General features: G+C 70.3%; 9 protein-coding genes. 4 read left to right on the top strand and 5 right to left on the bottom strand.

All coding sequences use genetic code 11. The annotated features are described in order from the left end of the window. The first annotated feature begins 49 nt into the window (after positions 1–49). Positions 50–3,121, top strand: coding sequence for a glycoside hydrolase family 38 C-terminal domain-containing protein (locus ACFWM7_RS02445; RefSeq protein ID WP_383254118.1), 3,072 nt, complete (start codon positions 50–52; stop codon positions 3,119–3,121). 567 nt (positions 3,122–3,688) lie between these two features. On the opposite strand, the gene ACFWM7_RS02440 is transcribed toward ACFWM7_RS02445, so the two are convergent. Beyond that, positions 3,689–6,907, bottom strand: a complete 3,219-nt coding sequence (locus ACFWM7_RS02440) for a tetratricopeptide repeat protein (RefSeq protein WP_383254116.1) — start codon at positions 6,905–6,907, stop codon at positions 3,689–3,691. A 45-nt stretch (positions 6,908–6,952) separates the two neighbouring features. Continuing rightward, positions 6,953–7,282: a trypco2 family protein gene (locus tag ACFWM7_RS02435; protein ID WP_383254114.1), complete on the bottom strand. Its 330-nt coding sequence runs from the start codon at positions 7,280–7,282 to the stop codon at positions 6,953–6,955. A 642-nt stretch (positions 7,283–7,924) separates the two neighbouring features. Here ACFWM7_RS02435 and ACFWM7_RS02430 point away from each other — a divergent pair. Then, entirely contained in the window at positions 7,925–8,500 is a 576-nt protein-coding gene (locus ACFWM7_RS02430) for a collagenase (protein WP_383254175.1), read from the top strand. Continuing rightward, positions 8,470–9,528: a VWA domain-containing protein gene (locus ACFWM7_RS02425; RefSeq protein ID WP_383254112.1), complete on the top strand. Its 1,059-nt coding sequence runs from the start codon at positions 8,470–8,472 to the stop codon at positions 9,526–9,528. The genes ACFWM7_RS02430 and ACFWM7_RS02425 overlap by 31 nt, the downstream gene beginning before the upstream one ends. A gap of 54 nt (positions 9,529–9,582) precedes the next feature. Here ACFWM7_RS02425 and ACFWM7_RS02420 read toward each other — a convergent pair whose 3' ends face one another. After that, positions 9,583–10,230 carry a LysE family translocator gene (locus ACFWM7_RS02420; protein WP_205081570.1) on the bottom strand — a complete coding sequence of 216 codons (648 nt, stop codon included), beginning with the start codon at positions 10,228–10,230 and terminating at the stop codon, positions 9,583–9,585. A 220-nt stretch (positions 10,231–10,450) separates the two neighbouring features. Between ACFWM7_RS02420 and ACFWM7_RS02415 the strand changes: the two genes are divergently transcribed. Continuing rightward, on the top strand, positions 10,451–11,794 hold the full coding sequence (locus ACFWM7_RS02415) for a PLP-dependent aminotransferase family protein (RefSeq protein ID WP_383254110.1): 1,344 nt from the start codon (positions 10,451–10,453) through the stop codon (positions 11,792–11,794). Positions 11,795–11,892: 98 nt separating this feature from the next. Here the strand turns inward: ACFWM7_RS02415 and ACFWM7_RS02410 are convergent, their stop codons facing one another. Next, a complete protein-coding gene (locus ACFWM7_RS02410; RefSeq protein WP_383254108.1) occupies positions 11,893–13,419 on the bottom strand; it encodes a cryptochrome/photolyase family protein in 1,527 nt (508 codons plus the stop codon). A 228-nt stretch (positions 13,420–13,647) separates the two neighbouring features. Beyond that, complete coding sequence (locus tag ACFWM7_RS02405; RefSeq protein WP_383254106.1) at positions 13,648–14,082, bottom strand: hypothetical protein; 435 nt, start codon at positions 14,080–14,082, stop codon at positions 13,648–13,650. Positions 14,083–14,121: the final 39 nt, after the last annotated feature.

The following is a 14,121-nucleotide window of genomic DNA, read 5'->3' as shown; positions in this document are numbered from 1 at the left end:
TCGCGGACAGACCTGCCTCCGCTCACGCGGAACTCTGGATGGAGTCACCTTGCACGACGACCGCACGCTCACCGAGAACCGCCTCGCCCGGGTGCTCGAACTGCGCCTGAGGCCCGCGGTCCATGTCCGCTCCCTCCCGCTCGAGGTCAGTGCCCACCACGTCCCCGGCGAACCCGTGCCGGTGCCTGACGGCATAGCCGGGCCCTACCGGCCGATCGCCCCCGGAGCGAGCTGGGGGCCGGCCTGGTCCACCACCTGGTTCAGGGTCCGGGGCACGGTTCCCCGGGACTGGGCGGGGGAGCGGGTCGAGGCGGTGCTCGACCTCGGCTTCGGGGCCACCCAGCCCGGGTTCTCCGCCGAGGGGCTCGTGTACCGCCCCGACGGCTCTCCGGTGAAGGCGCTCAACCCGCGCAACACCTGGCTTCTGATAGCAGAACGGGCCGAGGGCGGTGAGGACTTCGAGTTTCACATCGAGGCGGCCGCCAACCCGTTGATCTTCGACCCCGACGCGGCGGGCGACCCCTTCGTCCCCACCCGTGCCGGGGACGTGGCCCCCTGGCTCCGCGCGGAGGCGGGCGGGACATCCGCCGACACCCCCCTGTACCGTCTGCGGCGCATGGACGCGGCGGTCTTCGACCGTACGGTCTGGGAGCTGGTCCAGGACCTGGACGTGCTCTCCGGGCTCATGCGGCAACTGCCCGAGGACTCCTCGCGCCGCCACCAGATCCGGCACGCGGTGGGCAAGGCCCTGGACGTGATCGACCTCCAGGACATCGGCGGCACCGCCGGGCGGGCCAGGGCCCTGCTGACCCCGGTTCTCGCCGCGCCCGCGCACGCGGGCGCCCACCGGATCTCGGCGATCGGACACGCCCACATCGACACGGCCTGGCTGTGGCCGGTTCGGGAGACCGTCCGCAAGGCAGCCCGCACCGTGTCCAACGTGACGGCGCTGATGGACGATCACCCCGACTTCCGCTTCGTCATGTCGCAGGCACAGCAGCTGGCCTGGCTGAAGGAGGAACGCCCCGAGGTGTACTCCCGGGTGCTGGAGAAGGCGGCGACCGGACAGTTCCTGCCGACCGGCAGCCTCTGGGTCGAACCCGACACCAACCTCTCGGGAGGCGAGTCCCTGGTCCGGCAGTTCGTCCACGGCAAGAGGTTCTACCTGGAGGAGTTCGGTGTCGAAACACGCGACATGTGGCTCCCCGACACCTTCGGCTACAACGCCGCGCTGCCCCAGCTCATGAAGCTCGCCGGCATCGACTGGTTCCTCACGCAGAAGATCTCCTGGAACACGACGAACGCCTTCCCCCACCACACCTTCTGGTGGGAGGGCATCGACGGGTCACGCGTGTTCAGCCACTTCCCGCCCGTCGATTCCTACAACGGCGATCTCTCCGGCGCCGACATCGCCCACACCGAGCGCAACTTCCGCGACAAGGGGCCCGCGAACCGTTCCTTGGTGCCGTTCGGCTACGGCGACGGCGGAGGCGGCCCGACGCGCGAGATGCTGGCACGGGCCCACCGGCTCGCGGATCTGGAAGGCTCCGCGAAGGTGCACATGGAAAGTCCTGCGGACTTCTTCGCCAAAGCCCACGAGGAGTACGCGGACGCTCCGGTCTGGGTCGGCGAACTCTATCTGGAGCTGCACCGCGGCACCCTCACCAGTCAGCTGGCCACCAAACAGGGCAACCGGCGGTGCGAGCACCTGTTGCGGGAAGCGGAACTGTGGTCGGCCACCGCCTCGGTGCTCCTCGGCGACCCCTATCCGTACGCCGCGCTCGACCGCCTCTGGAAGACCGTGCTGCTGCACCAGTTCCACGACATCCTGCCCGGTTCCTCCATCGCCTGGGTCCACCGGGAGACCGAGGAGGCTCACGAGCAGGCGGCCCAGGAACTGGAACTCCTCGTCGAAACCGCGTTGCGTCGCCTCGCCGGCCCACCGGACGCGCAGGGAAACACGATCGTCTTCAACGCGGCCCCGCACGCCCGTGACGGCGTCCCCGCGCTGGGTGGTACTCCGCGCGCCTCGGCACCGCGGGCCACACCCGTACAGGAAGGCGATGACGGCGCTTTCGTCCTGGACAACGGACTGGTCCGCATCACCGTCGACGCCCGCGGGCTGATCACCTCCGCCTACGACCTGTCCGCCGGACGCGAGGCTCTCGCACCCGGAGCCGTCGGCAATCTCCTCCAGCTCCACCAGGACTTCCCGAACCAGTGGGACGCCTGGGACCTCGACGCCTTCTACCGCAACACCGTTCAAGACCTCACCCAAGCGGATCAGGTCACCGTCCGCGGGGACGCGGTCGAGATAGTGCGGTCCTTCAACCGGTCCCGTGTCCATCAGCTCCTGACCCTCCGCGAGGGCACCCGCCGACTCGACATCGAGACCACCATCGACTGGCGGGAACGCGAGAAGATCCTCAAGGCGGCCTTCCCCCTCGACCTGCGCGCCGATCACTCCACCAGCGAGATCCCCTTCGGCCATGTCCAGCGGCCCACGCACTCCAACACCAGCTGGGACGACGCCCGCTTCGAGGTGTGCGCCCACCGCTTCCTGCACCTTGCCGAGCCCGGCTGGGGAGCGGCCCTGGTCAACGACTCGACGTACGGCCACGACGTCACCCGGGACGTACGCCCTGACGGGGGCACCACGACCACCGCCCGGCTCTCACTGCTCCGGGCGCCCCTTTTCCCCGACCCGGAAGCAGACCAAGGCGCCCACCGACTGCGCTACGGACTCGTGGTCGGCGCGGACATCGCCGACGCGGTCCGCGAGGGCTACGCCTTCAACCTCGCCGAGCGCACGGTCGCCGGGACGGCCGCCGTCCCGCCCCTCGTCGAAGTCGATCACGACGCGGTCGTGATCGAAGCGGTCAAGCTCGCCGACGACTGCTCGGGGGACGTGATCGTGCGCCTCTACGAGTCGCTCGGCGGACGGGCCGCGGCACACCTCCGTACCGGATTCCCGGTGAACACCGCGCTGACGACCGACCTGCTGGAAAGGCCACTGGCGGACGCCCCTCACCTGCCTGTCACCGATGCCGGGATCCCCGTCGCTCTGCGGCCCTTCCAAATCATGACGGTACGTCTGACCCGTCGTCCGCTCTCACCGTGAACGGCCCTGGGTGCGTGATGGGGCCGGCCGAGCTGGGAAGGACATTCCTGAATGCTCGGTGGCCCCATCTCGTTCACCGGGGTGGCAGGTGACCCAGCGGTCGCCGAAGTGCCTGACCATGGATGCGCACACGGGCTGCTTGCGGGACACCGGCCTCCGGCCGCCGCGGCGACCGGATCACGCTCGTCAACAAGCATGAAGATCACGATCTACGGCTGTAGCGGCAAGTGCTTGGCCGCAGGTCCGAGCCGGTCACGCGGGGTCCGCGACCGTGGGGGCGGTGGGGTTCGGGATGGCGACGGTGGGGGCGTACTGGGCTGCCTGCGCGTCGAATGACGGCGTACCGCCCGCGTGCGGCGATGAGTTCGTCGTGGGTGCCGTGCTCTGCTGGCCACAGCACTCCAGAAGTACGGGTCCAAACTCGCCCCCCCCTCACCGACCAGGGCGCAGCCCCACCAACTGAAATGCTCACCCGCCAACTCAAGCACGCATCTGCCAGATGAAGCGCTCAGTCTCACCCGGCCAGGGCTCAGCGCATCTTGGGCACCCAGAGTTCAGATGCGTCTTTCAACTGTGAGAATGGGGTGGGAGCGGATTGCTGAGCCAGCGGCGGAGGGATTCCGCCCCCTTGAGGTGCCCGTAATGTTCAAGCAACCCCGCTCTGCGAAGCGTCAACGCATGTTGCGCCGCATGCAGTTCGGGGAGTAGAGAGGGTATTTTCGCAGCAAGTCCGCGGAAGAGTTCCTCAGACATCATCGTCGCGCTTAGTGCCCCGAAAACATCACCTGCCTCCGCCAATCGGTTGCCTTTGTTGTACAGCGAGGCCGCGAGATCAGACTCGTAGGCAGCCGGAGTGTCCGCCGCAAGCCGCTGCAAAATTTCCACAGCACGCTGATCGATGGCCATAGCCTCCCTCAGCCTCCCTGCACTCCACAGCAGGTTGCTGAAGTGCATCAATGAACGCGCGAGTTCGGATTCGTAGGCGGCCGGATTCTCCGCGGCGAGGCGCTGCCAGATCTCCAGCGCTTGCTCAACGGCGGCTATAGCCTCTTCCTGCCGGCCTCTATGCCCCCTACGTCGCAGCAGGACGCCGAGGCGGGACAACGACTGCGCGAGTCTGGGTTCGTGGGCGGCGGGATTACTCGCCGCGAATCGACGGTAGATCTCCACCGCCTGCTCAGCAGCGGTCTGGGCTTTCTCCTGCTGTCCTGCTTCTGCCCATCGGACGCTAAGGTTGTACAGCGAGTCCGCCAGGTCGGTTTCGTAGGCAGCCGGGCGGCCTGCCGCGAGGCGCCGCAGGATCTCCACCGACCGCTGATCAGCGGTCAGCGCCTCCTCCGGCCGCCCCACGGCCGCCAGCCGGGCGCCGAGGATGGACAACGAGGCCGCGAGTTCGGGTTCGTGGGTAGCCGGATTTTCCGCAGCGAGTTGCTGAAAGATCTCCAGCGCTTGCTCAACGGCCGCCACAGCTTCTTCCTGCCGCCCCATACGCCCGAGCCGGATGCCGCGATTTAGCAGCGAGCGGGCGAAACTGGGTTCGTAGGCTGCCGGGTTGCTCGCCGCGAACCGTCGGTGGATCTCCACCGCCTGCTGATCGGCGATCAGCGCCTCCCTCAGTCGTCCCATGGCCGCCAGCCGGGTGCCAAGGTTGCTCAGCCACCCGGCGAGATCGGCGTAGGCGCCCGGATTATCAGCCGCACGTTGCTGGCAGACGTGGACGAGGGCGGCGGTGAGGCGCAGCGCGAGTCGGCTGGTGATTCGGGACTCGGGGAGCGCGTTAGTCGCGGTTTCGAGGGCCTGGTGGGATAGAGGGGCGGCATCCAAGGCCATGTCCAGAGTGTTCAGGACGTTTTCGCTGTCGGGGGTGCGGTCGGCGTTGTAGTGGGCGATGGCGGCGCGAGCCAGGACGGTCACGACCTGAGCCTGTTGTCCGGGTGCTGCCGCGTCGAGCAGGTCGGGCAGAGTGATGGTGTCTTCGGTAAGGGTGTGGGAAGCGTGGTATTCGGCGATGCGGTCGGGCTGGAGGGAACCCCAGTAGCGGTCGCCGTCGGGCGGGTAGAGGGAGGCGAGCCACGCGGCGGCGGACGGCATCTGGTGGGCGGGCAGGCCAGGGAGAGTCGTGAGGACGTGCAGGGCCTCGTCCTTGGTGCTGGCTCCGCACAGGGCCGCAACCGCCACGGCCGCGCCCAGGGTCGGGGCGGGCAGGTCGAGTCTGTGGCCGGGCGCTTTCGCGCTGGCCTCCCAGAAGCGGTCCTCGTGTTTGAGGAGGGTGCGCTCCGGCGGTACGCCGGGGGCAGAGTCGACGGGGTGGGGTCCGTGCTGCAGGAGGGCAATCAGGGCGGTCATCTGAAGGGTGAGGACGTTGTCGTAGCGGTGCTCGTGCAGGTCGGCAGGGGGCGGGAGCGCGGCGGCCAGGAGTGTCCAGTCGTGTGGGGGCATGGTTGGGATGAGCGGGAGCAGGCGGGCGAGGTCGTGGGCAGCTTGGTGGAAGGCGTCGCGTCGGTCTTTTGCGGGCCGGCTGGTGGGCATGAGCGGGGCGAGTGGGGTGAGGGGGGCTTGTTCGAGGAGGTCGCGTACGGCGGGGACAGCCTGGAGGGAGCCGGTGCGCCATTGACCGTCGGAACGGGCGAGCAGCAGGACGCGTACCCGGTGGCGGGAGTGGTGCAGGTGCGTGAGGAGTCGGCGGAGCAGGCGTGGCCGGGTCTCCGCATAGTCGACGACCAGGAGCAGGGCCAGGGCGGTGTTGAGGGTGGTGAAGTCCGGCGGCGTGCCGTCGAGGGCGGGGGCGTCGGTGAGGTCCGGGGCCAGGTGCCCGGTGGCCCAGCCCTGCCGGCCGAGAGTGTCGGTAAGGCGTCGGGCCAGGCGGGTCTTGCCCTGCCCGCCGGGCCCGGTCAGCACCCGAACCTCGATGGCGGGCGGGCCGTTCTCGCACCATGCCTTCAGGTCGGTGAGTTCTGTGGCGCGGCCGTGGAAGGCGATGGCTTCGGCGTCGGCGCGCAGGAGGGCTGCCGGTGAGCGCAGGTTGCGGTCGACCGCGGACGGGGTGAGCAGGGCGGCGGGTTCGACGGGTTCCAGGACGGGTTCCCAGCCGGTGTGCTCGGTGATGAGCCTGCGGAAGGTGTCGTCGGCGAGGAGGGCGGCGGCGGGGGTGGCGGTCAGGCGGGTGCCACCGCCGTCGGCTCGCCGGTCGCGGCGCACGACGCCGCACAGCAGGTCGCCGCCGAACCCGTCGTCGGCCAGGGCGGCAGCGCCCGACATACCCGACCAACGGCTCCCGCCGACGGACCCGGCGCCAGGAGTCGGGCCGGTGCTGGAGATCTCGTAGCGGCCTGCCAGGACACCGGTGCCGGGGGCGATGAGTCCGGTCAACTGCTCATCCAGGCGCCGACTGTTCTCGATGTCCTTCTGCATGCGCGGGAAACCCGTCGCGGTGACCGGGTGGGGGCGGTTGCCGATGAGCAGGCCGTAGCGCTGGGGCGGTCGGGTGAGCAGGTCACCCAGGGACTGCGGGACCTGCCATCCGCAATCCTCCCGGATTTCGACGAGAGCGGCGTCCAGCACGCTGTCCTGGCGCTGCCAGTGCAACGACGCGGGGAACGGCTGATCGTCGGCGTCGGGCAGGCTTACCCGCACCGCATCCTCGGCGGCCGGGTCCAGATCGTCCAGAACGTGGGCGGCGGTCAGCACCAGACGGGGCGCGACCAGGTACCCCGACCCGAACCCCGTCTCCTTGCGCCCATCCTTCAGCCGGTCCACCCGGATCTGCACCCGGCGGTCGAACTCCACAAGCTCACCACCCCGTTGCCCGTCCGTTTGAATTTCCCGCAGGACCTATTCCGTGTCGCTGACGTCCACGTCACCGCCATCCGGCGTGTGCGGGGTCAGCTGCACCGTGAGCCGGTGCGTGCCCGTCGTACTGCTCTCCTTCTTTCCCCCGAGACTGATCACGCTCCACCGCAACCCGCCATCTACCCCCTTACCGCTGGTCAACTCCAGCCCAAGCTCCACCGTGATCTCCCCGAGCGTGAACCGCACCCCTTTATCCCCACCGCCCGCAGGATCGGCGAGCCGACCCTGAGCCTCGGCGATCTGTTCCCGAAGCAGCGTCACCGCATCCGCCAAATCGATCCACTGCCCATCCCCACCCTGCACACCGGACATGCGCTTCCCCCTTCTCACCGACCAGACAATCGTCGGCCGGACCTGCCGACACTTCAGACCACCCGCACCTGTGGGCCTCACCACATCATCCCAGCCAAAAATCCCACCTGGCGCGGCAGTTGACCAAATACCCGCACCGGCACGCCTCGAAGAAGGCCGAAACTCCCCCTCTCCAGCGCACGAAACGGCCAGCTCAGAGGAAACGCTGTCGAGACGGGCCTACCACGGAGCAACCTCCGGTCCGACATCGAAGGAACCAACCCACTCGTCGACCCCGCACACTCTCTCGTAGTCGCGCGGCGACGTTCAGCTGGTCGCTCGCCAACTGGGGCGCTCAGAACCGCCAACTCATGCGCTTATCCGCCAGGAGAAGCGCTCAGTCTCAGCCGTGATGCCGTGTTCGATCACTCATGTGGGTGGGGGTAACCCGTCCGGAGGATTGCCCGGAGCCGTGCTCGGAGCCTTCGGGGCCTCCGGGATTCACGCGGTGTGAGGAGCCGCGAAGGCGTACGCGTCCCGCCGGGTCTGCCTGTTGCTCGGCCGCCCGTCTCAGGCGGCGCCGCCGCCCCCGCCCCCCACCGGCCCGGTAAGCCCGCAGAAAGGCTCGTACGCCCTCGATAGCGAGTGGCCGTAACCGGGGCGATGGGCGTCGTGCTGCTCGCGCAGCCGGCCCAGGCGCAGCCGAACTCCCCCCTTCGGCCCGCCGCGCGGTACATGCTGGAGAAGCACCCCGCCGACATGGACACGGTGTTCGGCCACTACCGCACCGGGCAGCGGGCCGCCGCCCGGACCCACCTCACCACCACCGGCACTCGCTACGGCGGCGCCTTCCGCACCTGGCTGGCGGGTTGCGCGGCCGGTGGCTGCGGCGACGGCTCCACCGTCCCCGTCAACTCCCACACCCTGGCCGTCACCGACCCGCGCTCCGGCGCCCACTACAACTGCCTGGCCGCGGCCGTCCCGTTCGGCGGGGCCGCCGTCATCAACCGCCTACTGATCCGCCCACCGCACCTTCCCGCCGGGGCCGGGCGCCACCCGCGCCCGCCCCAGTTGTGTCAGTCAGTGCCTGGGTCACGACCACCGGAACCCAAGTATCAGCGTCAATGTCAGTGCCTCCCCATACAGTCGAAGACATCGCTCGGGGAACCCCCGGGGGGTTCGGGGAACACCGGAGAAGGAGCACAGCCATGTCCGCCAACAGGATCCAGCACAAGGTGAATCACGTCGCTCTGGTCGTGGACGCCTCCGGTTCCATGTACCAGCACCAGGGCCAGCTGATCCGCGTCGTGGACGAGTTCGTGGCGGGACTGAAGGCCGAGTCGGACAGCCTCGGCCATGAGACGCGGATCAGTCTCTACTCCTTCGACCACCGGGTGGAGAACCTGGTCTGGGACATGGATGTGAAGCACCTGCCGTCCATGCGCGGGCTGTACAAGGTCAACAACGGCGCCACGGCCCTCATCGAGGCCTCGTTGAAGTCCTTGGACGACCTGGGCCACATCTGGGAGGAGTACGGCGAGCACAGCTTCCTCCAGATCGTGGTGACGGACGGCGAGGAGAACGCCTCCGGCGGCGACCGGCGGCACGACGGCGACATGCGCATCCTCGGCCCCTGGCTCGACCGGATCACCGCGAAGATGAACGGGCTCCCCGGGCACTGGACCTCCGCGATCCTCGTGCCGAACTCCCTGGCCAAGCGCACCGCCCAGAACTACGGCTTCCCGGCCGGCAACATCGCGATCTGGGACGCGGACTCCCAGAAGGGCGTCGAGGACGCGATCGGCACCGTGCGCGCCGCCGCCACCAGCTTTTTGCGCGGCCGGGAGCAGGGCGTGCGCGGCACGAAGAACCTGTTCGCCGTCGGCCAGGACATATCCGTGGACGACGTGCGGGCCAACCTCGAACCGGTCGCGGCCGACAAGTACCGGCTGCTGAAGGTCGACAAGGAGACGGAGATCCGCGCCTTCGTCGACTCACACCCGGGCGTCACCTACGAACGAGGCTCTTGCTACTACCAGTTGGGCACCCGGGTCCAGGTGCAGCCCGACAAGGAGGTCATCGTCGTCGAGAAGGACACCGACCGCGCCTACACGGGCGAGGCGGCGCGCAACCTCCTGTTCGGCGCCGGGGTCCGCGGGACCGTCTCCGTGAAGGCGGGCAACAACCCCAAGCTGGAGGTCTACGTCCAGAGCCGTTCGGTGAACAGGAAGCTCAAGGCCGATACGCGCCTGCTCATCATGCTCTGACCCCGCCCCCGGCGATGCTCCGCCCCCGGCGATGCTCCGGCCCCGGCCGGCCGTTCAGCCCGAGGTCGCCGGCGCCGAGGTGTCCGTCGCCACCGACACCGCGAGCAGGCCCAGGGCGGTGCCCATCAGATAGCGCTGGGCGCGGAGCCAGGAAGGTCGCCGGGCGAGGAAGACGGCGATGCTTCCCGCCGCCAGGACGATGCTCAGGTTGACGGTGAGAGCCACCGCGATCTGGACGGAGCCCAGCACGAAGCCCTGGAGGAGGACGTTTCCCGCCTCCAGGCTGATGAACTGCGGGATGAGGGAGAGGTACATGATGGCGATCTTCGGGTTGAGCAGATTCGTCATCAGCCCCATGGTGAACAGCCTGCGCGGGGAATCGCGCGGCATCTCCTTCGGTGCGAAGACGGAGACGCCCCCGGGCCTCAGTGCGCACCAGGCCAGATAGGCCAGGTAGCCGGCGCCGGCCAGTTTCACCGCCACGTACAGCTCGGGCACCGCGAGGAAGACCACGGAGAGGCCGAGATTGGTGGCCAGCAGATAGACCAGGAAACCCACGGCCACCCCGCCGAGGGACACCACTCCCGCGCGTCGCCCCTGGGTGATGCTCCGGGAGACGAGATAGATCATGTTCGGCCCCGGGGTGAGCACCATGCCCAGGGCGATCATCCCGACCCCCAGCACCCCGCTCAGCTCAACCATGCGCGTCCGCCGCTCTGTTCGTCCGGAGCCGGACGGCCCGGCACCTTGCGCACCGACCGCCTTGCTCGGTGCAATCGGAGTCTAGGTTCGGCTTTTGGGTCGGTTCAATAGCGACCATTGCACTCGGTGCAATGTTGTGTTTCGATGCCGGTCCGTCCGTTCACCAGGGGACACCAGGGGAGGGACACCAGGCCAGGGGATACCAGGGGAGGGAAATCCCGTGAAGGACTTCCGGTCCGTCGCCGACGCCGTGGCGGAGGAGATCGCGTCCGGCCGGCTCCGGCCGGGGGAACGCCTGCCTCCGCAGCGGGAGTTCGCCCGACGGCACGCCATCGCCAACTCCACCGCCGTCCGCGTCTACCAGGAGCTGGCCCGCCGGGGACTCACCGTGGGCCAGGTCGGTCGCGGCACGTTCGTCACGGCCGCTCCCGGCGCGTCCGTACCCGCCCCGGCCCTCTCCGAGCCCGCCGTCGACCGGGTCGACCTGGAGCTCAACCATCCCGTCGTCCCCGAACAGGCCGGGCTGCTCGCCGCCGGCCTGACGAGGCTCGTGCGCTCCGACGACCTGGAGTCGGTGCTCCGCCCGGTCGGACCCGCCGGCACCCCCACCGCCCGCGAGGCGGCCGCCGACCTTCTCGTACGGGGCGGTGAGCGGCCCGATCCGGAGCGCGTCCTGTTCGCCGGGAACGGCCGGCAAGCCATCTCCGCCGCCGTCGCCGCACTGACCCGGCCGGGTGCCCGGCTGGGCGTCGAGGAGTTCACCTATCCGGTGCTGAAGGCCATCGCCACCCGGCTCGGCGTCACCCTCGTGCCCCTGGCCATGGACGAGGACGGGCTGATCCCGGAGGCGGTGGAGGAGGCGCACCGCGCGGATCCGCTGCACGCCGTCTACGTACAACCGGTCCTCCACAACCCGCTGACCCTCACCATGCCCGCCCGGCGGCTCGACCACCTTGCCGACGTCCTGCTGACCTCGGGCATCCACGCGATCGAGGACGCCGTCTGGGCCTTCCTCCGGAACGATCTGCCGACGCTCGCCTCGCGGGCCCCCGAGCGCACCGTCCTCGTCGACAGCGTCTCCAAGCGGCTCTCCCCGGGACTGTCCCTCGGGTTCGCCGTGGCCCCCGCCGCCCTGGCGGGCAGGGTCGCGGCGGCCGTGCGCTCCGGAGCGTGGACGCCCATGCGGTTCCCCCTGGAGGCGATGGTGCGGTGGCAGGCGGACGGGGTCGTCGCCACCCTCGTACGGGCCAAACAGCGGGAGGCCGGGGCGCGGCAGGAGATCCTGCACCGGCGCCTCGGCGACTTCCGCACCCGCAGCGACCCGTCCTCGTACCACCTGTGGTGGGAGCTGCCCGCCCCCTGGCGCTCCGACACCTTCGTCGCCGCCGCCGCGCGGCACGGCATCGCGGTGACCCCGGCAGCCGCGTTCTCCGTCGGCCGCCCCCGGGGCCCGCACGCGATCCGCCTCGGACTGGCGTCACCCACCAGGGAAGTGCTCTCCCGGGCCCTTGCGACGCTCGCCGACCTCGCCCGGTCCACTCCGGACGACTTCGCGGGGGACTGAGGCCCGGGCTCCGGGGTGTCGGGCCTCGGACGTCGGGCCCCGGGGCGTCGGGCCCCCGGACCTCGGGCGTACCGGCCGGGGGCGTCCGGCCCCTGACGTCAGGGTGCCCGGTCGCCGCGCGCCGCGATCTCCTCCAGGATCCCGTCGAGGTCCTTCAGCCGGTCCAGGCCCTTGACCGCCCTGGCCATCCGGTGGTTGGCGCTCAGGGTGTCCCGGTGGTGGTGCAGGAAGGCCCAGTAGCCCGCCGTGTACGGGCAGGCGTGCTCGTCGGTGCGGTCGGTGCGGTCGGTGGGGCGGTAGGCGCAGGGGCCGCACAGGTCGCTCATCCTGTTGATGTAGGCCCCGCCGGAGGTGTACGGCTTGGTCGTCATCCGGCCGCCGTCCGCGTACTGCGACATGCCGACGACATTGGGCAGCATCACCCAGTCGTAGCCGTCCACGAAGCACCGGTGGAACCAGTCGGTCACGGCCGCCGGATCCCACCTGTCCTGGAGGGCCCGGCTGCCCAGCACCATCAGCCGCGGGATGTGGTGGGTCCAGCCGGTGTCCCGGACCTGGGCCAGCACGGTGGACAGACAGTTCGCGGTGACCGCGTCGGCGTCCAGATCGAGGAACCAGTCGGGCAGCGGAGCCCGGTGGCGCAGCGCGTTGCGGTCCCGGTACTCCTCGCCGAAGTGCCAGTACAGCTGCCACACGTACTCCCGCCAGCCGGCGATCTGCCGGACGAAGCCCTCGACGCTGTTGAGCGGCGCCTCGCCCGCGCGCCACGCCTTCTCGGCCCGGTCGACGCACTCGGCGGGATCCAGGAGCCCCAGGTTGAGGGGGACGGACAGCAGGCTGTGGCTCATCACGGGGTCGGCCGCGAGCATCGCGTCCTCGTACCGGCCGAAGTCGCCGAGGCGGTGGGAGACGAAGCGCCGGAGTGCGGCCAGCGCCTCCCGCCGGGTGACGGGGAAGCTGCGGGGGCCGTCGCGGCCGACGAACGCGACCTCGCCGTCGCGCTCCCAGCGGTCGAGGTCGTGGCGTACCTCGTCGTCGATCTCGTCCTCGCGCGGGCGGTAGGGCGCGGGGGCGTCCAGGGTCGGGCACCCCCGGGGCGGCGGCTCGCGGTTGTCGTGGTCGAGGTTCCACGTACCGCCGGCCGGCTCGTCGCCGTCCATGAGCAACTCGTGCCGGCGGCGGATCCACCGGTAGAACCCCTCCATCCGCAGGCGGTCGCCCGCGTGCTCCTGCGCCCACGCGCCGAACTCCTCCCGCGGCACCAGGAAGCCCCGGGCCGGCAGGACGTCGATCCCGTCCCGCGCGGTCACGAAGTCCAGCGCGGCACGGGAGGTCGGGTGGCAGACCGTCAGCCGGTCGCCCCCGCCGCCGAATCCCGCCTCCGCCAGCCCCTCCGCGTAGGTCCCGGCACGTACGTAGCGGACCCGGTCGCCCAGTTCGGCCGCCCGGTGCCGCATCGCGGAGAGGACGAGGTGGGCCTTGGCCCGGTGGAAGCGACGCCGGCGCAGTACGGAGCGGGCCTCGATCATCAGGAGGGAGGCCCGGGCGTCCGGGCCGCCGTGGCGCGGTTCCAGGAAGTGGGGGCCGAGCTGGTCCCCGAAGAGCCAGTGGGTGCGTGGTGCCATGAGGTGCGTCTGTCCCGCCGTCGTAGGTCCCGCCTCCGGTCACGCTAGGGAGGGCGAAGGCGGCTCCCGTGACGCCACGCCGCGCACGTCACGTCCTGACGGCGGACGGGCCCGGGGCGGACGACCCGGCGACGGCCGGTCCCGGGCAGGTCGGACCCGGAGCGGATGGGCGCAGCTGGGCCGGACCCGGCGGCGGCACCCGGGGGCGGAGGACCCGGCGGCGGCCGGTCAGGCCGCGGCCGCGGTCATCCGCCGCAGCCCCGTGTACTGGAGCGCGGTGTAGACCGTCACGATCAGCGCGCCGATCAGCAGGAACACCACACCGAACCCGTTGAGCGGTACGAAGTCGGCGAAGGCGATCACCACGCACCCGACCGCACACACGGCGTTCACCGCGACGACGGTCCTGGCCAGGGCGGGCGGAATCACCGGATAGCCCGCGATCAGCGCGAGGGAGGCCGCCCCGCCGATCTGGAAGATCCCGAACGCCACGGCGAAGGCCACCGGCATCCCGGTCGCGGAGCCGAGCGGCACGGCGGCCGCGACCAGCACCACGCCCATCACGGCGGTACTCACGCTGTCGACGCGCAGCACCAGCCGGAGGAAACGAGCGGGGTCCTGCGCGGGGGCTTGCGCTGCGGACGGGGCGAGGGTGTACGTCATCTCGGATCTCCTTCGTGCGGCGGGTCGACGACACCGTCC

The organism is Streptomyces sp. NPDC058375 (assembly GCF_042723425.1).
Taxonomy (GTDB): Bacteria; Actinomycetota; Actinomycetes; order Streptomycetales; family Streptomycetaceae; genus Streptomyces; species Streptomyces durocortorensis.
Note: the sequence above shows the minus strand (reverse complement) of the source record. Positions and strands in the feature narration are given on the sequence as shown.